Genomic DNA, 20,503 nt, shown 5'->3' on the forward strand with positions numbered 1-20,503 from the left:
CGGCCTGTTCCTGCAGGGCTTCGGCGGCCGCGGCGGCCTGTTCCACCAGGGCGGCGTTCTGCTGGGTCATCTCGTCCATCTGGTTGACCGCGCCGTTGACCTCCTCGATGCCGCGGCTCTGTTCGGTGGAGGCGGCGGCGATCTCGGCCATGATGTCGGTGACCCGCTTGATGGCGATGACGATGTCGCTCATGGTCTGGCCGGCCTGGGCCACCAGGGTGTTGCCGTTCTCCACCTTGCTCACCGAGTCGGAGATCAGTGTCTTGATCTCCTTGGCCGCCGCCGCCGAGCGCTGCGCCAGGGTGCGCACCTCGGCCGCCACCACGGCGAAGCCGCGACCCTGCTCGCCGGCGCGGGCGGCTTCCACTGCGGCGTTGAGGGCGAGGATGTTGGTCTGGAAGGCGATGCCGTCGATGACGCCGATGATGTCGGCGATTTTCCGGGCCGACTCGTTGATGGCGGTCATGGTACTGACCACCTTCTGCACCACGTTGCCGCCCTCGGTGGCCACTTCCGAGGCGTTCACCGCCAGGGAGTTGGCCTGTCGCGCGTTCTCGGCGTTGAGTTTCACCGTGCTGGTCAGCTCCTCCATGCTCGAAGCGGTTTCCTCCAGGCTGGAGGCCTGCTGCTCGGTGCGGGTGGAGAGTTCGGCGTTGCCGCTGGAGATTTCGCCGGCGGCGGTGTTGATGGTGTCGGCGGCCTCGCGGATCTGCCCGAGCATGCGCGACAGGCTCTGCGCGGTTTCGTTGGAGTAATCCTTGAGTTCACCGAAGGTGCCCTGGTAGTCGGCGCTTATGCTTTGCGAGAGGTCGCCCTGGGCGAGGGCGCCGAGCATCCGCGAGACGTCCTTGAGGCCCTTGTCGGCGGTGTCCACCAGGCTGTTCAGGCCGCTGGCGAGGTTGAGGATGAAGCCGCTCTTGCCTTCTTCGCTGATGCGCTTGGAGAAGTCGCCGGCCGCCGCGGCGCCGACCAGCGCGGCCACTTCGCGCTCGACCTGGACCTCCGTCGTGCGGTCGGCCCATTCCACCACCGAGCCCAGACGCTCGCCGCTGTCGCTGATGACCGGGTTGGCCACCAGGCCGAAGGTCCGCCCGCCGACGTCGATCTGCGTCTTGAAGGTGCTGGTGAAGGTGGCGAGCAGGCGCTTCTGGTGCTCGGGGTTCTTGTGGAACTGGTCGATCGAGCCGCCGAGCAACTTGCTGACCGAGAAGCTGGGCAGTGCCTTGCGCAGGTCCGCCTCGGCGTTCTGCAGCATGCTGGTGACGGTCTTGTTCATGTAGATGATGTTGCGATCGCCGTCGGCGATCATCACGTTGGTGCTGCAATTGTCCAGGGCGCTCTTGATCCGGGTGTTCTCGGAGGCGGCCCGCGCGGCGGCCTGGAGGCGGTCGCGAACGCCGTCGATGGCTTCGGTGATCTGTGCCTTCTTGCCCGGCAGGCGGTCCATGTCGCGGCTGAAGTCGCTGTTGCCGTAGGCGGTGACCACCCGCACCACCTGCATCTTCACCGCGATGTGCGCGGCCACCAGCTCGTTGATGCCGGTGGCGATGCGTGCCTGGGTGCCGGAAAGGCGCTCCACGGGGATGATCTCGTCGATCCAGCCGTCACTGTGCTGGCGGGTCATTTCCACCAGGGCCTGGTCCAGCGCCTCGATCTGCGCGGCTTCCGCCTGTTGCTGACGCAGCCCCTTCTGCAGGCGCGTGAGGCCGTCATAGACCTGCGTCCAGATGGGGTCGTCGCCCTGGCCTATGGGTTGATCGAGGTTGCCGTCGGCCAGGGCCCGGATCAGGCCGGCCAGGTGCTGCGCGCGAAGCTGTGCTTGTGCTTTTCCATTGAACAGACCCATGGATTTTCCCCTTGCGTGTCAGGCTGCGGCTGCTTCGACCAGGGCCATTTCGCGGCTGGTCATCAGCTTCTCGATATCCACCAGGATCAGCATCCGCTCGGCCACGGTGGCAAGGCCCAGCAGGTATTCGGTATCGAAGCTGGCGCCGAACTCCGGCGGCGGCTTGATCTCTTCGCGGCCGAGGGCGATCACGTCGGACACCGAGTCGACCACCGCGCCGACGATGCGCCGGCCGACGTTGAGGATGATGACCACGGTGAACTGGTCGTAACCGACGTCGGCCAGGTTGAACTTGATGCGCAGGTCGACGATGGGAACTATGGCGCCGCGCAGGTTGATCACGCCCTTGATGAAGGGCGGGCTGTTGGCGATGGAGGTGACCTGGTCATAGCCGCGAATTTCCTGCACCCGGAGTATGTCGATGGCGTACTCCTCGCGGCCGAGGGTGAAGGTCAGGTACTCCTGGGCCGTTTGCCCGGCCTGTTCCGCACTAGGGGAGTTCATGCAGCGCTGCTCCTTGTTGTTGTGCCAGGCCCGGCAGGGCGTCGACGTCGAGGATCAGGGCGACGCTGCCGTCGCCCATGATGGTGGCGCCGGCGATGCCATCGATCCGGCGGAAGTTCTGTTCCAGGCTCTTGATCACCACCTGCTGCTGGCCCACCAAGTCGTCCACCTGCAGGGCGAAGTGGCGGCCGTCGGCTTCGAGGATGACCACGATGGACTGCTCGGCCGGCAATGGCGGGGTGGTCTCGCCGAGCAGGTCGTGCAGCGAGATCAGTGGCAGGTATTCGCCGCGCACGCGGATCACCGCGCCTTCCTCGCCGCCCAGGCTGCGGATGTCGGCGGCCTTGGGTTGCAGGGATTCGACTATGTAGGTCAGCGGGATCACGTAGTGGGTGCGCGCCACGGCGACTATCAGGCCGTCGAGGATCGCCATGGTCAGCGGCAGGCGGATGCTGATGCGGGTGCCGAGTCCCGCGGCCGAATCGATGTCGATGCGCCCGCCCATGGCCTGGATATTGCGCTTGACCACGTCCATGCCGACGCCGCGCCCGGAGAGGTCGGTGACCACTTCGGCGGTGGAGAAGCCGGGCATGAAGATTAGCTGCCAGACTTCCGCGTCGCTCATGGCGTCGTGCACCGCCAGGTTCTTCTCGCGGGCCTTGGCGAGGATGCGCTCGCGGTCCAGCCCGCGGCCGTCGTCGCTGATCTCCACCACTATGCTGCCGCCCTGGTGGAAGGCGCCCAGGCGCACCGTGCCGCTGGCCGGCTTGCCGGCGGCCAGTCGTGCCTCGGGCAGTTCGATGCCGTGGTCGATACTATTGCGCACGATATGGGTGAGCGGGTCGCTCAGGCGCTCGATCACGCCCTTGTCGAGCTCTGTGTGCTCGCCCTGCAGCAGCAGCTCGACCTGCTTGCCCAGGCGCGCGGAGGTGTCGCGCACCAGGCGCGGGAAGCGGCTGAAGATGAAGCTGATGGGCAACATACGGATCGACATCACCGATTCCTGCAGGTCGCGGGTGTTGTGCTCCAGCTGCGCCAGGGCCTGGTGGATGCGCTCGTGGACGCTCGGGTCCAGGGCGCCGCCGAGCTGGCCGAGCATGGCCTGGGTGATGACCAACTCGCCCACAAGGTTGATCAGGCTGTCGATCTTTTCCACGCTGACGCGGATCGAGCTGGATTCGCATTCGCCCGGCTTGCCCACTGGTAATGGCGGGGCAGGGGCCGGTTTTGCCGGCTCGAGGGGCGTCACCGCTGCGGTCGGGGTGCCGGGTGCCTGGTCGAAGAAACCGAAGTCATCATCCGCCGCCGCTTCGGGGGTGCCCGGGGCGTTGGCGAAGAAACCGAAGCCGTCGTCCTCGGCGGCAACCGGGGCGTCCTGCAGCAATGCGCGCAGGCGCGCGACGGTATCCGTCACCGGCACGCTCGGATCCGGCCGCTGCTGACGGTGGGCGTCGAGCAGACGCATCAGTACATCGCGGGCCTGCAGGAACAGGTCGACCATATCCGCGCGCAGGGCCAGCTGGCCACTGCGGATGCGGTCGAGCAGGGTTTCCAGCTCGTGGGTCACGGCGGTCAGGTCGTCGAAGCCGAACATGCCGGCCGAGCCCTTGATGGAATGGGCGGCGCGAAAGATGCCGTTGAGCTCTTCCGCGTCGGGCCGCTGCAGGTCGAGGCCGAGCAGCAGCAGTTCGAGACTGGCCAGGTGTTCCTCGGTTTCCTCGAAGAACACCTGGAGGAACTGGTTCATCCCGTCGCTCATGGGAAGCGCCTTGTGCCGGGGTCAGGGGAGGACCTTGCGGGTGACTTCCAGCAGCTTCGGCGGATCGAAGGGCTTGACCAGCCAACCGGTGGCCCCGGCCGACTTGCCTTGCTGCTTCATGGCGTCGCTGGATTCGGTGGTCAGCATCAGGATCGGCGTGGCGCGGTAGCCGGGCAGCCCACGCAGACTGCGGATCAGGCTGATGCCATCCATGTTCGGCATGTTCTGGTCGGTGAAGACCAGGTTGTAGGCCTTGCTCTGGGCCTTGCCCAGGCCGTCCTTGCCATCCACCGCCTCGTCCACCAGGTAGCCTGCGGCCTTGAGGGTGAAGCTCAGCATCTGCCTTATCGATGCCGAGTCGTCGACTATCAGGATCTGCTTGCTCATCAGGTGCCGCTCTCCGTGCCGCTTTTTCTGGGGTGAAGCTTTTGTAGGTTGGTGCTGAGCCTGCGAAGCCCAACATGCGGGCTTTCAGCTGCTCTCGTTTGGCTTCGCTCTGCGCCAACCTACGGAACCCTTGCCTTCAGGGTTGATGGCTACTGGCCATGCTTATGTGTAGATGGGCGACTGCGTGGCGTCCAGCTTCTGGCGTCAGTCATTCGTCGATCTGATGGGCGGCGAAGGGCTGATGCCGATCCGATCAGAAAAGCTCCACCTCACCCGCGTTGACGTTGCTCTGGCTCACCGGATTGGCGACGGATTTGCGCAGTTCGGCGGTCTCGTTTTCCATCCGCTCCGGCCATTGTTCCGAGGCCAGTGCGTGCAGGCCGCCGAGGCCGGCGGCGAATCCGCCGAGCTTGGCGAAATGCTTGCGCATCTGCCCGAGCAGCTGGCTGCTCATGTCCTGGAACTGCAGGGCGGTGATGGCCTGGTCGACGCCCGTGCCCACTTCCAGGGAGAGACGGTCCAGCTCCTCGATCACCTTCAGGGTGTGGCGGTTCATGCCTTCCAGGTCTTCCAGCATGTGGTGGACCTGCTGCTTGGAGTCCAGGGCGAAGCCCATGTCCTTGTCGGCCAGTTGGGCGATGGCGGCGTCGGCGTCCTGGAGTTCCCGATAGACCACGTCGACGTGCTGGCGGATCTGTTCCGAGAAGCCGGTGGAGCGGGTGGACAGGGCGCGTACCTCGTCCGCCACTACGGCGAAGCCACGGCCGCTCTCGCCGGCGCGAGCCGCCTCGATGGCGGCGTTCAGCGCCAGCAGGTTGGTCTGCTTGGCGATGGCGTCCATATCGTGGGTGGATTTCAGGATATCGGCGATCTTCTGCGTCACCCGGTCCATGCGTTTCACCAGCTCCTGGGAGGTCTGGCTGGTTTCCAGGGTGGCTTCGACGAACAGGCCCAGGGTGTGGCGGGTGGTGGCGATGAACTCCTGGAAATTCATGCCGTCGTTGTCCGCCGGCTGGTTGCCGTAGCGTTCGATCAGGGAATGGGAGTGGGCGCGCTGCTGATCGATGCGCGCGGCCAGTCCGTGGAAACTGTCGCCGAGGCGCTGGATGGCGTCCTGCAGCAGGCCATCTATCTGCCGCGCATGGGACTGGAGGGTGCCGAGCTGGTCGTCCAGGGCATCCTGGGCCTGCCGCCAGTCAGGCGCTGCGGTGGGTTGCTGCTGGCTGGCGGCGGTCGCCACGGAAGCTGTCTCCCGTTGCAGCCAGACCAGCAGCAGGCTGGCCAGCCATCCCCCGCCCAGGGCCAGCCAGGCCGGCAGGTGGAGGGCGAGCAGGCCGGCGCAGGCCAGCCAGACCAGGGAATGCAGTGCCAGGCCCTTGTAGGCGTCGACGGACGACGGATGCGACATGCTGCGCTCCCTTGCCAGGTTGTTTGACCGAACGACGGTGCCTGTAGAGGCCATCGGCAACGCTGGTTAAAACTAGAGGGTCGTGGCGTGCTGTCAAATGGCTATCTGCCAGCTTCCTTCGCCATTCATCCGGTCGTTTCTGCTTCCTCCTCCGGCAGGCTCAGGTAGCGGTGGGCGCCGCAGCGCAGGCAGCGCTGGCAGATCATGGGCACGGCGCCCACCTCGGTGCGGAAACCCTCGGTCCAGTGACAACCGAGCAGAAAGCAACGAATACGCATGGCTCCTCCCCCGGGGCTGACCCCCGGTTCGATCGGCAGTGGTGGATGGAACTGCACTCGCCTTGTTCTTGTTGGAGGCCTGGATCGGGGGTGAGGATCGGCCGGGCGCCCTAGAGCCGGCAACCTAAAAGGGCGAGCGGTGGGACCGTTGGTCGGGGTGGAGGTGCCGCTGGTGGCTGAGCGAGGCGCCCGGGGCCGCCGCGTGGCCCCGGGCGTGCCCGTCGTCAGTTCAGGGCCAGATCGGCCTCGGCCGGCTTTTCCCGGGGCCGCAGGACCAACGCACAGAGCGCCGGCAAGAACAACAGGGTCAGCACGGTGCCCACCAGTACCCCACCGATCAGCACATAGGCCAGGGATGACCAGAACACCGAGAAGGTCAGCGGGATGAAGGCCAGGGCAGCGGCCAGGGCCGTGAGCAGCACCGGGCGGGCGCGGCGTACCGTGGCTTCGATGATGGCCTCGCGAAGGGGGCGGCCGTGGGCCTGTTCCTGTTCGATCTGGTCAGTGAAGATCAGCGTGTTGCGCATCAGGATGCCGCCGATGCCGATCAGCGCCAGGATCGCGTTGAAGCCGAAGGGCTGGCCGAACAGCAGCAGGGCCGGCACCGCGCCGATCAGGCCCAGCGGCGCGGTGGCGAAGACCATGAACATCAGGGCGAAGGAGCGCACCTGGAACATGATCACCACCAGGGTCAGCAGGATCATCACCGGGAACAGGACGGCCAGCGCCTTGTTGGCCTTGGCGCTTTCCTCCACCGGGCCGCCGATGATCACCTTGTAGCCTGCTGGCAGCTTGGCGATCAGCGGTTGAAGGTCCGCGTACACGGCTATTTCCACATCCGGCGGCTGCGTACCCTGGATGATGTCGGCGCGCACTTCGAAGGTCAGCTCGCGGTCGCGGCGCTTGAGGATGGGCTCCTCCATCACCGGCTGAAAGCGGCCCACCTGTTCCAGCGGCACCGAGACACCGGCGGCGTTGGTGATGGTCAGGCCCTCGATGCCGCCGAGGTTCTCCCGCTGGGCGTTCTGCGCCCGCACCATGACCGCCACGGTGCGGGTGCCTTCGCGCACCTCGGTCACCGGGTTGCCGGTGAGCAGGGCGTTGAGCTGGCTCTTCACCTCATTGGGGGTGAAGCCGAGCAGGCGCAGGCGGTCCTGGTCCAGCACCAGGCGGTAGGCGCTGGCGCGCTCGCCCCAGTCGACGAAGGCGTCGCGGGTCATGGGGTTGGCGGCTACCACCTGGCGCACTTCTTCGCTGATCTGCCGCAGTTGCTCCAGGTTCGGGCCGGAGACGCGGAACACCACCGGGAAGGGCACCGGTGGGCCGAACACCAATTGGGTGACGCGCACCCGCGCCGAGGGGAACTCGCCGGCGGCGATGCGCGCCTCCATGCGTTCGCGGAGGGCGTCGCGGGCCTTGGAGTCGGCGGTCTGCACGATGATCTTGGCGAAGGCCGGGTCCGGCAGCTCGGGGTTCAGGGAGAGGAAGAAGCGCGGCGCGCCGCCGCCCACATAGGCGTCCACCAGTTTCGTCTGGGGTTCTTCCAGTAGGGCCTTCTCCACCTGCGCCACCACGGCTTCGGTGGCCTTGAAGGCGCTGCCCGGCGGCATGTAGACCTCCAGCAGCAGCTCGGAGCGGTCGGAGTTGGGGAAGAACTGCTTCTTCACCACGCCCATACCGAGGCCGCTGGCGATGAAGGCCGCCACCACCAGGGCGGTGACCGTCTTGCGGCGGTTCACGCACCAGGTGACCAAGGCGCGCAGGCGCTGGTAGAGGCGGGTGGCGTAGAGCGCTTCGTGGCCGCCAGGCACCGGTTTGATGTTCGGCAGCATCTTCACCCCCAGGTAGGGCGTGAAGAACACCGCCACCACCCAGGAGGCGAGCAGGGCGAAACCGACGATCCAGAAGATGTTGCCGGCGTATTCTCCGGCGCTGGACTTGGCGAAGCCCACCGGGAGGAAGCCGATCACGGTCACCAGGGTGCCGGTGAGCATGGGCGCGGCGGTGGAGGTCCAGGCGAAGGTGGCGGCCTGGATGCGGTCGAGGCCTTCCTCCAGTTTCACCACCATCATCTCGATGGCGATGATGGCGTCGTCCACCAGCAGGCCCAGGGAGAGGATCAGCGCGCCGAGGGTAATGCGGTCGAACTCGCGGCCGGTCATCAGCATGATCACGAAGACGACGGACAGGGTCAGCGGCACGGCGGCAGCCACCACCAGGCCGACGCGGAAACCCAGGGCCAGCAGGCTGATCAGCATCACCACGCCCAGGGCAACGAAGAATTTGATCATGAACTCGTTCACCGAAAGGCGGATCTTCTCGGCCTGGTCGGAGACCTTGTCGAACTTCACGCCCAGGGGCAGTTCGGCGTGGATACGCTCTTCCTCGACCTGCAGCGACTTGTCCAGCTCCAGGCCGTTGAAACGCGGTTTCATGATCACGCCGAGCATCAGCGCCGGTTCGCCCTGGTGGCGGATGCGGTAACTCGCCGGGTCTTCGTAGCCGCGCCGCACGGTGGCGACGTCGGCGATGCGTAGCAGCTTGCCATTGGCGTTGATCGGCACGTTTTCGATCAGCCTGAGGCTGTCGAAGGCACCGTCCAGCCGAATGTAGGCACGCGGCCCGCTGGTTTCGACGAAGCCGGCCGGGGCCACGCCGTTCTGTTTGCCCAGGGCCTCGAAGATCTGCTCGGGCTTGAGACCGAGGGTGGCCAGGCGTTCGTAGGAGAACTCGACGAAGATGCGCTGGGCCTGTTCACCGAGGATGTTCACTTTCTTCACGCCGGGCAGGCGCAGCAGGCCCTGGCGCAGGTCTTCGGCCATCTGGACCAGTTGGCGGTGCGGCATTTGCCCGCCTTCCAGCGCATAGAGGGCGAAGTAGACATCGGAATACTCGTCGTTGAAGAAGGGCCCGACCACGCCCTGGGGCAGGCGCTTGGCTTCGTCGGAGAGTTTCTTGCGGGTCTGGTAGAAGAGCTCCTGGAGGTCAGCCGGTCGGGTCGAGTCGAGGTACTGCAGCTTCATCGAAACGAAGCCGGGCTGGGCGATGGTTTCCACCCGGTCGTAGAGGTCCAGTTCCTGCAGGCGCTTTTCCAGGCGGTCGGCCACCTGCTCCTGCATTTCCCGCGCGGTAGCGCCCGGCCAGGCGGCGGTGATGGTCATGGTCTTCACCGAGAAGGACGGGTCCTCGGCGCGGCCCAGCTTGGTGAAGGCGATGGCCCCGGCGATCAGCGTGGCGAGGATCAGGAACAGGGTGATCGCCCGGTTGCGGACCGCGAAGGCGGAGAGGTTGAAGCCGTTCATCTCAGCGCTCCATGGCCAGCGAGGGCGCCGGCAGTTCGCGAATGCTGTCGCCCGTGTTCAGCAGGTGGGCGCCGAGGGCGACGATGCGCTCGCCGGGCTGCAGGCTGCCTTCCAGCACCGCCTCTTCCTGCTCCAGGCGCACCACGTGCACCGGCCGCAATTCCACCTTGTTGTCCGCGCCTATGACCCAGACACCGCTGCCCTGGCCCTTGTCGTGCAGGGCGCCGATGGGCACGCGCACCTGCTGCGCCTTGGCTGCGCCGTCCAGGCGCAGGGTGATGGTGGAGCCGATGGCGAGGGCCGCCGAATCGCCGCCCAGGGTGTAGCGGGCGCGGAAGGTGCGGGTGGTGGCGTCCGCCGCCGCTGAGAGTTCGCGCAGGGTGGCGGGCACCGCGTCGGCCGTGGCGCCGTAGGGATAGGCACGCGCCGGGTGGTTAGCCAAGGCGCGCTGGGTTTCCGGGATGTCGATCACCGCCTCGCGGGCGCCGTCGTGGGCCAGGCTGGCCACCACCTGGCCTTCGGCGACCACCTGGCCGCGGTCCACCCGCACGTCGGTGATCACGCCATCGGCATCGGCCTTGAGGGTGGAGTAGGCGCGGCGGTTTTCCACCTGGGCCGCTTCCGAGGTGGCGGCGGCCTGTTCGGCCTGGGCCACCCGCAGGCGTGTGTTGGCCTGGTCGTAGATCTGCCGGGACACGGCGCCGGTACCGGACAGGCGACGGTAGCGGGCTTCGTCGTCGCGGGCCTGGCGCAGCTCGGCCTCGGCGGCGGTGACGCGATTACGCGCGGCGCGCAGGGCCAGTTCGAAATCGGTGTTGTCCAGCACCAGCAGCACGTCTCCCTTGGCCACTCGGGTGCCTGGGTCGACCTTGCGCGCGATCACCTTGCCGCCGACGCGAAAGCCCAGGTCGCTGGCCGTGCGGGGCGCCACCACGCCGGTATAGAGCGCGTCCTGTTGGGCGGCGGCCTGCACCTCGGTCACCAGAACGGCGCGGGGCAGGGGAGCTGTCACTGTGCTGTCGGCCTGGCTGTGGCAGCCACTCAAGGCCAGCAGGGCGACAGGGATCAGGGCGAGAAGGGCGGCGTGCGGACGATTCATGGAGCGATCCTCTGGTTCGGCGGCGACGAGGCGGAAATACCGCGGGTCGAAAATATGATAGGCATAATTTAATTTCGTGTATATATGTCACTCGTCATCTGATGCGTCGACTCAAGGGCGATGCGACCAACGGAGGTAAGTGCGATGAACCAGGAACAAGAGACTGTGGACCACGACGCGAGCTGCGCTGCGCCGTCCGGCGTCAGCAGCGACGATTGGCAGGCACTGGAGTGGCAGCTGATGGCCCTGATGCTGGATGCCGACGAAGAAGGAGCACGCTCATGAGCCCGTCCCGCCTGCTGCTGGTAATCCTCATGGTGCTGACCGCCCTGGGGGAAATCTCCACCCAGTTGATCATTCCCGCCTTGGGCGGTATCGAGCAGGGCCTGGGGGCGGACCGTGGCGCCAGCCTCGCCGCGCTGTCCGCTTTCGTCGCTGCCTTCGGCATCGGGCAGCTGCTGCTGGGGCCGCTGTCCGACCGGGTGGGCCGCCGCCCGGTACTGATCGGCGGGCTCAGCCTCTACCTCGCCGCCACCGCCTGGATGCTGCTGGCCGACAGCATGACCGGCTTCATCCTCGGACGTGTCGCCCAGGGCCTGGGCGCCTGCGCCGCGCTGGTGCTGGCGCGCGCCATCGTGCGCGATGTGTGGAAGGCGCAGGCCGCGCCGGCCCTCGCGATGACCGTGATCGGCATGCTCAGCGCCATCGCTCTGGCGCCCATGGCCGGCGGCCTGCTGACCCACTGGGGCGGCTGGCACGCGCCCATCTTCGCCTCCCTGGTGGTGGGCAGCCTCGCCCTGCTGGCGGTATTGGCCTTCTACCGCGAATCGAACTCCAGCCTCGACCCCAAGGCCGGCCACCCGGCGACCCTGGCGCGGGACTACTTCGACCTGCTGAAGCAGCGTCCCAGCCGCGCCCTGGCGCTGACCCTCGCGGGCACTTACGGAGCGATGTTCGCGGTGGTGGCGGGCTCATCCGCCGTCTATATCGGCTTGCTGGGCCTGAGTTCGGCGGAATACGGCCTGGCCTTCGGCGCGACCATTTCCGGGTTGATCGGCGGCGCCCTGTTCACCCAGCGGCGCATCATGCAGTTGGGGCCGCAGCGTATCGTCGGCATCGGCGTCAGCCTGGTGGCCACCGGTGCCGTACTCACCTTGCTGGTGCACGCCACGCTCGGCCTGTCGGTGCTCGGCCTTTCGCTGCCGCAGGTGCTGGTGACCCTGGGCGGCGGCATGTTGATCCCGGCCTCGGTGGCCGGTGTGGTCATGCCCAACGCCCACCGCGCGGGCCTGGCCGCCGGCCTGATGGGCTTCGCCCAGATGCTCGGTGCCACTTGCAGCGGCCTGCTGCTCGGCGCCCTGCAGGACGGCACCGCCTGGCCGATGCTCGGCGTGCAAGCCCTGTTCGCCCTGGCCGCCATCAGCGCCTTCACGGCGATGACGCGCAAGACACGCAGCGCGGCGGTTTCGGCGGCGGGGTGAGCAGTCTGGAGAATGTGTGAATCCGTGGCGGCGAATTCATTCGCTAAGCAGGCCGTAGGCCTGCCTAGGAAGATTCCAGAGGGGCAGCTGCGCTGCCCATAGCGAATGAATTCGCCCCCACAAGACAAACCAGTCGGAGCTTCGGCTTGCTATGGATTGTGGTCTTTGCTGCATCTGCAACCCTCCTCCTGGTTACACCGGATCTAGTGTGTTGCGTCCATCGATTGAGTCCATAGCCAGAAGTGGTCCCTCCGGTTAGGCCTATGCCGGTTGGGCATACTTCAAGTTCCACTTATGACCGGACTTCACAACGAGGTCCTACGCCACCAAATTGCTTTGGTCTTCGTGGGCTATGTATAAGGCAGAGCTCAATGGACGGTAGAGACAATCATGGCGGCCAGACTTTCGATTCGCTCTTATACGTTCGTTTCTCATACCCACTCGCATGACCACCATCAACTGGTTCTACCTCTGGTGGGAACCGTCGATATTCATACTGGCCGACACGAGGGGCGAGCCGCACCCGGACAGTGCATTATCACGCTTGCAGGAGACGAGCACCGTTTCGCTCCTGGCAAAGGCTCCTGTTTTCTTGTTGCCGATCTGGATGAGCTGCCATCCAGCATGCAGTCTTTGCAGGACTCCTTTGTCAGGGTGTCTGAATCGATGCAGGCATTTTGTTTCTTTGCCCAGAAACAACTTGAACAGTGTGTAAGCCCCGTTCTGGAACGGAGTATGGGCGAATGGTTTGTGCAGCTCATGAGCGAGCAGACATTCCTGCCGACGATGGATCCGCGAATTGCAAGGGTCGTGGAGTCTTTGGAAAAGGATCTCAGCGTATCTCCCTCGCTAGCCGAACTGGCTTCTGTGGCCTTCCTCAGTGTCAGTCAACTGAAAGCGCTGTTTAAGAAGGAGACCGGCAAGACCACTGGCGAGTACTTGCTGACACTCCGCATGAACAAGGCAAGGGCTTTGCTGGTCCATACCGACTACCCGGTCAGCCTGATTGCCAGCCAGGTGGGCTACCAGGATCTATCTGCCTTCAGCCGTCGCTTCGCCAGCCACTTTGGTTATCCGCCCAGAAAGCTGCGCTTCAAACAGTAGCAATAACGGCTTTTAGCCACACAGAATCGGCTTTTCGGCAAACTCGGAATGCTCGTTGCGCGGTACGTTGAAGGGGTGCCAGATACAGCCGGAGCCCCTGAAAATGCTGGATTCATCGATGGTCGTGTTCGTCGCGACCTCAATACTGATCATCCTTTCACCCGGCCAGGACATGGTCCTGGTGCTTTCCCACTCAATTGCCCGCGGCTCCAGGGCGGGCGTGATTACCGCTGCTGGCGTCGGTACCGGTTTGCTGGGGCATACGGTTCTGGCGGCCTTGGGCCTCGGCGCCTTGTTGCAGGCATCTGAGCTGGCATTCAGCTTCATGAAATATGCCGGTGCAGCCTACATGCTGTATTTGGGCATCAAGGCATTTCGGGCGCCGCCAATTGACCTTGCCAGTACGACCAAGGCGAAGGGAAATCTGCACTCGCTCTTCTTGAGGGGCGCTTTATCCAATATAAGCAACCCCAAGATTGCGATCTTCTACTTCGCTTACCTGCCACAGTTCGTGAAGGCGGATAACGCACATCCGACCGAGACCTTATTCGCATTGGGGGCTACCTTCGCGCTGCTGACTCTCGTGGTGAAGATGCCGATTGGCTATTTTGCGGGGACGTTATCCGGAAAGATCCAATCACGCCTGGCAGTTCAGGTTTGGCTGAATCGGACATGTGGCGGTGTGCTGGTGGCGATGGGCTTGCGTCTGGCTACGGAAAGTCAAACCGTAGCTTGATGAGGAACATGGTTGGCATCCCGGGAAAGAGCGGAATTCCCAGCCGTTTGGATGTTAGAGCCGCCACCTGATTCTGGAATTTGAATTGCCCCGGCTGATTTGTTTCGCGAGTCCATTCTGGGCCAGAAGCGGGCGCCAACGGTCGGTAGCATCCAGCCCTTTGCAGTTGTATAGCTGCTATTTTCACAACCACCGATAATGACCGTCCGCGAGGTCATGCCGGCGCGTCACTCGGGAAGACCGGAGTTGCGCTAGCCATCACCGAAATGCTCAAGCGCCGCAGTGATGCGCAATGGCTCCGTCGTGGCCCAGTGGGTGGAGCATCTTGGACACCCGACGGGGGCCGTTGAAAACATTCCGAGCGCTTGCTTGCAGAGGAGACGCAGCATGGACCGATTCACAGGCGGTTGCCTTTGCGGCAACGTCCGAATTGTGGCGTCGGGACGCCCATACCGGGTCGGCCTTTGTCACTGTCTCGACTGCCGCAAGCATCATGGGGCCCTTTTTCACGCTTCCGCGATATTCCCTCAGGATGCGGTGACGATCGATGGCGAAACACGCGACTACGCCGGGCGGTTTTTCTGTCCCAGCTGCGGCTCGTCCGTTTTCGCACGCACCGCAGACGAAATCGAAGTGAGCCTGGGATCCCTGGATGCCCCTGACCAACTGATGCCAACCTATGAAAGCTGGACCATCCGTCGCGAGTCCTGGTTGCCGCCGTTTCCGCTCACGAGACGATACGAGCGCGATCGCGACGCCTCGGGTCGCTTTGAGGAGTAGGTGGCAAGAGCGGTGCGAAGGCGCCGTTACGAGGTGACCGAGACGCATGCCTTGATGTCGCGCATGTCCCGTGCTCGCGCCAAGTAGTCGATGAGCACAGTCTCCCGAGCGTCAGAAGAGGACCACGCAAATCCGTAACCTGGCTATCAGTGGGTGGCACTTCCGTCAGCCAGCATCCAAATGAACAGCGCACTGCCTCGCGCCCTAGCGGACAAGCGACTGAGAGGCATCGGCGAGGGCCAGTCGGGCCGCGGTCACTCGGGCAACCCGGCCAGCCGCAGTCCATCCGCGAATCGAGCGAGATCCTCCGGCCGTTGGATTGGCAACCAATCCTTCAGGGTGGAGATGCGCAAGGATGGATCAAGCTCGTGCAGGCGCTGCATTGCCTGCTTCGCTTTGTCCATTCGCCCGGTGAGTGCATGACTGGCCGCCAGCAGCACTACCGGAGGCAGAAAACTGGGCAGGTTCCCCAACGCCTTTTCCGCCCAGTCCGCAGCGCAATCAAAGCGCCCGGCGAAGAAGTGCGCGAGCGCCATCCCCACCTGCATCCTGAACATTTCCGGATCCAGCGGACTCAAGCGCATGGCATGGGTCAAGTCTTCGATCGCGGCGTCTGTTTCACCGCGCAGGGCGCGCAGGATGCCGCCCAGGTACCAGGCCTGGGCGAGGTTAGGGTTAAGCAGGCGTGCCCTGTCGAGCAGCGCTATGCCGCCATCGATATCGCCAGCAAGATGGCCCAATGCATGTCCACCGCGGGTCAGCGCCACCGCATCATCGCGGCCGAGCGCCACCGCCAGGCGCGCGAGCCGCGCGCCCTCGGCGATCTCTCGAGTCCGATCGGTCATCCAGCCATTCAGCTTGCGCCAGAAGTGGCACCAGGCCGCCATGCCATAGGCCGAGGCAAACTCCGGATCGAGTTCGATGGCCTTGTAGAACAACGGCAGCGCCTCCTCGATGGCTTCCCGGGTGCCGCTGTGCAGTTTCGCCGTTCCGCGCAGGTAGTATTCGTAGGCGTCCAGGCTTTCCGTCGGCTTGCGCTTGGCGCGCTCGATTTCTGCCCGTTCGAGCTGTGGCGCGATTGCGCCAACGACGCTTTCAGCGATTTGATCCTGTAGTTCGAAGATGTCGTGGAGCATTCCTTCGAAGCGTTCCGCCCAGATATGCGTTCCGGTCGTCGCGTCGATCAGCTGCCCGGTGATGCGCAATCTGTTTCCGGACTTGCGCACGCTACCCTCCAGCACGTAGCGCACGCCGAGCGCCTGGCCGACTTCCTTGACGTCCACCGCCCGGCCTTTGTAGGTGAAGCTCGAATTGCGCGCGATAACGAACAGCCAGCGGATACGCGACAGGGCGGCGATGATGTCTTCCACCACGCCGTCGGCGAAATAGTCCTGCTCCGGATCGCCGCTCAGGTTCTGGAAGGGCAAGACGGTAATGGAGGGCTTGTCCGGAAGGACGAGCGCGGGTGGAGGTGTTTCCTTCGGGGCAATGGGCGCGGTTTCGAGGATGCCTGGCCAGTCCGTCTGTCGCGCTTCCCCGTTCTCGCCGACCTTGATCTCGCCGACGAAGCGGTAGCCCTTACGGGGGACTGTCCGCACAAGACGCTGCTCCTCGCCGGTATCGCCGATGGCCTTGCGAACCGCATTGATGTGGCTGGTGATCGTCGACTCCGAGACGACCCGGCCGCTCCACACCGACTTGAGCAGGTCGTCCTTGCTGACGACGCGATCGCGGTTGCTGACGAGCTGCAGCAGTAGATCGAAGACCTGTGGCCCGACTGTCACGACTTGCCCGCGCAAGGTCAATTCCCGGCGCTGCTGATCGAGCACGTAGTCTTCAAACACGAATCGCAAGGTGAGTATCCCCTGGTCGAGCGCACTCGACTCCGTGTCCGAGCAGGCGATTAGTACGTGGTATCGATAATACGGCAGCGAGTATCCCGCTGCACCGTCCAACACGGGACGCCAGTCGCGCACTGCTGCTTTGGACGATAAACCAAGCTCCCCCGAAGGGTAATTCAAGGCTGGCGCAAGGACTTCCCGGACGCACGCAGGCACTCTCCATCCACATCGACGGCAATGGTTGCAGTCGAGGAAGCGGAGAGAAGCCATGAAGATCGTTGTCATCGGAGGCACTGGCCTCATCGGAACGAAACTTGTGAAGAACCTCCGCGAGCGCGGCCATGACGTGCTCGCAGCCGCCCCCAACACGGGCGTGAACAGCATCACTCGCGAGGGCCTGGCCCAGGCGATGGATGGGGCTGACATCGTCGTCGATGTGGCGAACGCGCCATCGTGGGAGGACAAGGCTGTCCTGGAGTTCTTCGAAACATCGAGCCGTAACCTGCTGGCTGCCGAAGCTGCCGCTGGCGTTCGCCATCACGTTGCCCTCTCGATCGTCGGTAGCGAACGGCTTCCCGACAGCGGCTATTTCCGGGCGAAGGTCGCGCAGGAAAACCTCATCAAGGCGTCCGGAATTCCTTACACCATCCTGCGTGCCACGCAGTTCTTCGAGTTCGTCGGCGGCATTGCGCAGTCAGCCACCGTCGGCGAGGAGATTCACCTGTCGCCGGCGCTGATCCAGCCGATGGCGTCCGACGACGTGGTGTCGGCGCTCGCCGATGTCACGCTCGAATCACCGGTCAATGGCACGGTCGAAGTCGCCGGCCCCGAGGCCATGCCGCTGGACGAACTGATCAGGCGCTTCCTGCGGATAACGCAGGACACCCGTAAGGTCGTGCCGGACGTGCGTGCGCGCTACTTCGGCGCCGTTCTCGACGATCAATCGCTGACCCCCGGCACCAACCCGCGCCTCGGCGCGATCCACTTCGAGGACTGGCTCGGCCAGTCGACCGCCCAGGCGGGGCGCTGAGACTCCCTGGTACGAATCAGCCCTACGGAGTGTTCCGATCAACGTGCTCATCGACGCAGGGCAGCCCGGCGGCAGGCTTCTGCCGCCCCGAGGCTTCTGCAGGTCATCGGCATTCAACAGGAAACGAGACAATGAAATCGCTCGAGGACAAAGTCGCCATTGCCACCGGCGAAGGCTCCGAGATCGGTGTCGTAGTGGCGCGGCAAAGCAGGAGAAAGCTGATCGGCATACTGCTGTGCGTCGGCGCCGTGGTCATTGCGGCCGCCGGATGGGCCATGGCTCGTACGTTCGGCGAGACCTCGACCGACAACGCCTATATCCGCGGAGACGTCACCTCGCTCGCCGCAAAGATTGCCGGTTATGTCACTGCCGTAGAGGTCGAGGACAACCAGGCCGTCCGGGCGGGTGACGTCCTGTTCCGGATCGACGATCGGGACTACCACGCACGGCTTGCGCAAGCAGTGGCCAATGTCAAAGCAGCCGAGGCTCGCCTGACCAATGTCGATGCGGAGACCCAGCTTCAGCGTGCGCTCATTCGACAGGCCGAAGCCCAGAGACGTTCGGCCGTGGCCGAGATGAACCTGGCGACCAAGACCCACGATCGCAGCCGCAAACTGATCCGCAGCAACTCGGTCAGCCAAGCCCTCGTCGATGAAAGCGACGCGGCACGATTGGATACCGAGGCGAAGGTGTCGGCCGCTTCCGCAACGGTAGAGGCTCAACAGCAACGCATCGTCGTCCTGGTGGCCCAGCGAGAAGCTGCCGTTGCTGCCGTGGCACAGGCACAGGCCGCGCGCGATCTCGCCCAGATCGATCTCGACAGCACCGTGGTGCGCGCGCCTGTGAGTGGGGTCATCGGCAACCGCCAGGTCCGCATCGGCCGGTTCGTTACGCCCGGCGTGTCCTTGCTCGATATCGTTCCGGTCAATGATGTGTGGGTCGTGGCGAATTTCAAGGAAACCCAACTCGAGAACATCCGGCCCGGCCAGAGCGTGCGTATCACGGTCGACGGCTACCCCGACGGGGCACTTGAAGGCGTGGTCGACAGCTTTGCACCGGGTAGTGGGTCGGCGTTCAGCCTGCTCCCCACGGATAACGCAACCGGGAACTTCGTTCGTGTCGTGCAGCGCGTTCCGGTAAAGATCCGGTTTGCCAACAATCCGTTGCCGGGCCGCATCGTGCCTGGCCTGTCCGCGCGCGTCGAGATCGATGAAGGGAGCGGCTCATGACAACGCTTGCCACCGCCACGCGGAGCCACGGCAGATCTACGGCCGGGCTCCTTCTTGTTGCGGGCATAGTGCTTGCCACGCTGACAGAAGCGATCGCCAGCACCGTTCTGTCGCTCGGGCGAGGCGACATCATCGGCGACACCTATGCGACGCCTGATGAGTTTGCCTGGCTGGATATCGGCTACACCGCGCTCAAGCTCATCGGATTCATGATCGCGCCCTCGCTGCTGAACCGCTTCCATCCGCGGGACGTGATCATCGGCGCCACCCTGGTCATGGGCCTGGCGTGCGGCATTGCCGCCATCACAGCTCGGCTGGACCTGCTGGTCGCTCTTCGATTCATTCAGGGCTTCGCCGGCGGCACTCTGCTCATCGGGGGCCAGACGCTCATATTTCTCGCCTATCCGCGAGCCCATCAGCCGATCCTTCAAGCCCTGTTCGCCATGGGCTCGGTTGTCGCGCCCGCGACCATCGCCCCGGCCCTTCAAGGTTGGTTGATCGATAGCCAGTCCTGGACATGGATCTTCTTCAGCATTGTGCCGCTTGCCCTGGCGGCAACCGGACTTCTGCTCATCGCAGACTGCCCGTTGCCGACCAGGATCCGGCACCGTCCGTTTGATTGGATCGGCTTCTCACTGATTTCTGCCACCCTATTCTGTTTCACCTACGTCTTCAGCCAGGGCAGCCGCTGGGACTGGTTCGAGGAACCCCGCATCCTGTGGCTGACAGTGATAGGCGCAGCCGCTCTGCTGGCGTTTCTCGGCCAACAGGTATTGGCCAAAGGCCAAGGTCTGCTCGACTTCACCCTGTTCAATTCGAGCGATTTTACCTTTGCCTTCATCGTCAGTTTTGTCGCCGGCGCCGCATTGTTCGGCAGCGCGTTCCTGATTCCGGCGTTCGCCTTGTCCGTCCTCGCGTTCACGCCTACCGATGCCGGCCAGCTCCTGTTGCCGAGTGGCGCGTTGTTCATCGGCGCGCTCCTCATTGCTGCCTATCTCATGCAGGCTCGCCGCGTTCCGCCGGTCGCCACAGTGCCCTTTGGCATCCTGATGATCATGGTTGCGATGTGGATGCTGTCCGGTTCGACCAGCGAGAGCGGCACAGACGACATGATGGCAGCCATCCTGTTGCGCGGCCTGGGCCTGGGCTTCCTGTTTCTGTCGATCACCTTGATCGCATTCAGCGACCTCAACCGCCGAAACCTCGCCTCCGGGATAGGCCTCTTCAATACAGGCCGCCAGCTTGGTGGTCTCATGGGGGTCGCAGCGCTCCAGACACTGATCGAGCACAACGTCGCCGCCAATGCCGTGGTCCTTGGCGCTAGCGTCACCGGAGGAGGGGCCGCGGTCATCGAACGGCTGACGACCACGACAGCCATGCTGGCGGTGAAAGGAATGGATGCGGCGGCCGCCAGCCAGGGAGCGACGAGCCTTCTCGGCCGGGTCGTAACAGGTCAGTCCACAGTGATTGCCTTCGACACCGCGTTCATCGCAGTTTCCCTGCTATTTGTAATCGCCGCCCCCATGCTGGTCGGCATCAAGATCGGACTCTCGCGATACGCGAAAGCGTGCGCTGTGCGTCCTTCGGCTGACGAGGGAAAAGGGTGCGGCCGTTCCCTGCCGTCCGCATCCACGTTGCAATTCAAATGAAAAGCCACGCACCAGGCGCGGCATTGTCCTTCCTCGGGGAAGAAGGGGATCTTTTTCCGATGCCAACCGA

Annotated in this window: 17 protein-coding genes; 8 read left to right on the top strand and 9 right to left on the bottom strand. The window is 64.5% G+C overall.

What is annotated here, in order from left to right; all coding sequences use genetic code 11:
- The 8 genes from E8F12_RS03150 to E8F12_RS03185 form a co-directional block, all read right to left on the bottom strand.
- Positions 1-1,846: methyl-accepting chemotaxis protein (locus E8F12_RS03150; RefSeq protein WP_280323843.1), on the bottom strand; the 1,846-nt coding region annotated here is incomplete at its 3' end.
- 18 nt (positions 1,847-1,864) lie between these two features.
- Entirely contained in the window at positions 1,865-2,350 is a 486-nt protein-coding gene (locus E8F12_RS03155) for a chemotaxis protein CheW (protein ID WP_280323844.1), read from the bottom strand.
- Positions 2,337-4,109 (bottom strand): chemotaxis protein CheW, encoded by a 1,773-nt coding sequence (locus tag E8F12_RS03160; protein WP_280323845.1) that lies wholly within the window; start codon positions 4,107-4,109, stop codon positions 2,337-2,339. The genes E8F12_RS03155 and E8F12_RS03160 overlap by 14 nt, the downstream gene beginning before the upstream one ends.
- 21 nt (positions 4,110-4,130) lie before the next feature.
- The gene (locus E8F12_RS03165) at positions 4,131-4,496 is read right to left on the bottom strand and encodes a response regulator (protein ID WP_280323846.1); all 366 of its coding nucleotides are present in this window, start codon (positions 4,494-4,496) and stop codon (positions 4,131-4,133) included.
- Between the two features lie 253 nt (positions 4,497-4,749).
- Positions 4,750-5,904 carry a methyl-accepting chemotaxis protein gene (locus E8F12_RS03170; RefSeq protein ID WP_280323847.1) on the bottom strand — a complete coding sequence of 385 codons (1,155 nt, stop codon included), beginning with the start codon at positions 5,902-5,904 and terminating at the stop codon, positions 4,750-4,752.
- A 125-nt stretch (positions 5,905-6,029) separates the two neighbouring features.
- On the bottom strand, positions 6,030-6,182 hold the full coding sequence (locus E8F12_RS03175) for a PSPA7_2676 family Cys-rich small protein (RefSeq protein ID WP_280323848.1): 153 nt from the start codon (positions 6,180-6,182) through the stop codon (positions 6,030-6,032).
- 224 nt (positions 6,183-6,406) lie between these two features.
- Positions 6,407-9,484: an efflux RND transporter permease subunit gene (locus E8F12_RS03180; RefSeq protein ID WP_280323849.1), complete on the bottom strand. Its 3,078-nt coding sequence runs from the start codon at positions 9,482-9,484 to the stop codon at positions 6,407-6,409.
- A gap of 1 nt (position 9,485) precedes the next feature.
- Positions 9,486-10,583 (bottom strand): efflux RND transporter periplasmic adaptor subunit, encoded by a 1,098-nt coding sequence (locus E8F12_RS03185; protein ID WP_280323850.1) that lies wholly within the window; start codon positions 10,581-10,583, stop codon positions 9,486-9,488.
- Positions 10,584-10,727: 144 nt separating this feature from the next.
- On the opposite strand from E8F12_RS03185, the gene E8F12_RS03190 reads away from it, so the two are divergent.
- From E8F12_RS03190 to E8F12_RS03210, 5 genes are all read left to right on the top strand, one after another.
- Positions 10,728-10,868, top strand: a complete 141-nt coding sequence (locus tag E8F12_RS03190; protein ID WP_280323851.1) for a hypothetical protein — start codon at positions 10,728-10,730, stop codon at positions 10,866-10,868.
- Positions 10,865-12,064, top strand: a complete 1,200-nt coding sequence (locus E8F12_RS03195; protein ID WP_280323852.1) for a multidrug effflux MFS transporter — start codon at positions 10,865-10,867, stop codon at positions 12,062-12,064. The genes E8F12_RS03190 and E8F12_RS03195 overlap by 4 nt, the downstream gene beginning before the upstream one ends.
- 390 nt (positions 12,065-12,454) lie before the next feature.
- Entirely contained in the window at positions 12,455-13,168 is a 714-nt protein-coding gene (locus E8F12_RS03200) for an AraC family transcriptional regulator (RefSeq protein WP_280323853.1), read from the top strand.
- A gap of 118 nt (positions 13,169-13,286) precedes the next feature.
- A complete protein-coding gene (locus E8F12_RS03205) occupies positions 13,287-13,904 on the top strand; it encodes a LysE family translocator (protein ID WP_280323854.1) in 618 nt (205 codons plus the stop codon).
- 387 nt (positions 13,905-14,291) lie between these two features.
- A complete protein-coding gene (locus tag E8F12_RS03210; RefSeq protein WP_280323855.1) occupies positions 14,292-14,684 on the top strand; it encodes a GFA family protein in 393 nt (130 codons plus the stop codon).
- A gap of 254 nt (positions 14,685-14,938) precedes the next feature.
- On the opposite strand, the gene E8F12_RS03215 is transcribed toward E8F12_RS03210, so the two are convergent.
- Complete coding sequence (locus E8F12_RS03215; RefSeq protein WP_280323856.1) at positions 14,939-16,537, bottom strand: winged helix-turn-helix domain-containing protein; 1,599 nt, start codon at positions 16,535-16,537, stop codon at positions 14,939-14,941.
- A gap of 256 nt (positions 16,538-16,793) precedes the next feature.
- On the opposite strand from E8F12_RS03215, the gene E8F12_RS03220 reads away from it, so the two are divergent.
- The 3 genes from E8F12_RS03220 (at position 16,794) to E8F12_RS03230 (ending at position 20,433) form a co-directional block, all read left to right on the top strand.
- Positions 16,794-17,555, top strand: coding sequence for an SDR family oxidoreductase (locus E8F12_RS03220; RefSeq protein WP_280323857.1), 762 nt, complete (start codon positions 16,794-16,796; stop codon positions 17,553-17,555).
- Positions 17,556-17,686: 131 nt separating this feature from the next.
- A complete protein-coding gene (locus tag E8F12_RS03225; protein ID WP_280323858.1) occupies positions 17,687-18,784 on the top strand; it encodes an HlyD family secretion protein in 1,098 nt (365 codons plus the stop codon).
- Positions 18,781-20,433 (top strand): MFS transporter, encoded by a 1,653-nt coding sequence (locus tag E8F12_RS03230; protein WP_280323859.1) that lies wholly within the window; start codon positions 18,781-18,783, stop codon positions 20,431-20,433. The genes E8F12_RS03225 and E8F12_RS03230 overlap by 4 nt, the downstream gene beginning before the upstream one ends.
- Positions 20,434-20,503 lie beyond the last annotated feature (70 nt).

Origin of the sequence: Pseudomonas sp. BN102 (assembly GCF_029871245.1) — a bacterium.
GTDB lineage: Bacteria > Pseudomonadota > Gammaproteobacteria > Pseudomonadales > Pseudomonadaceae > Metapseudomonas.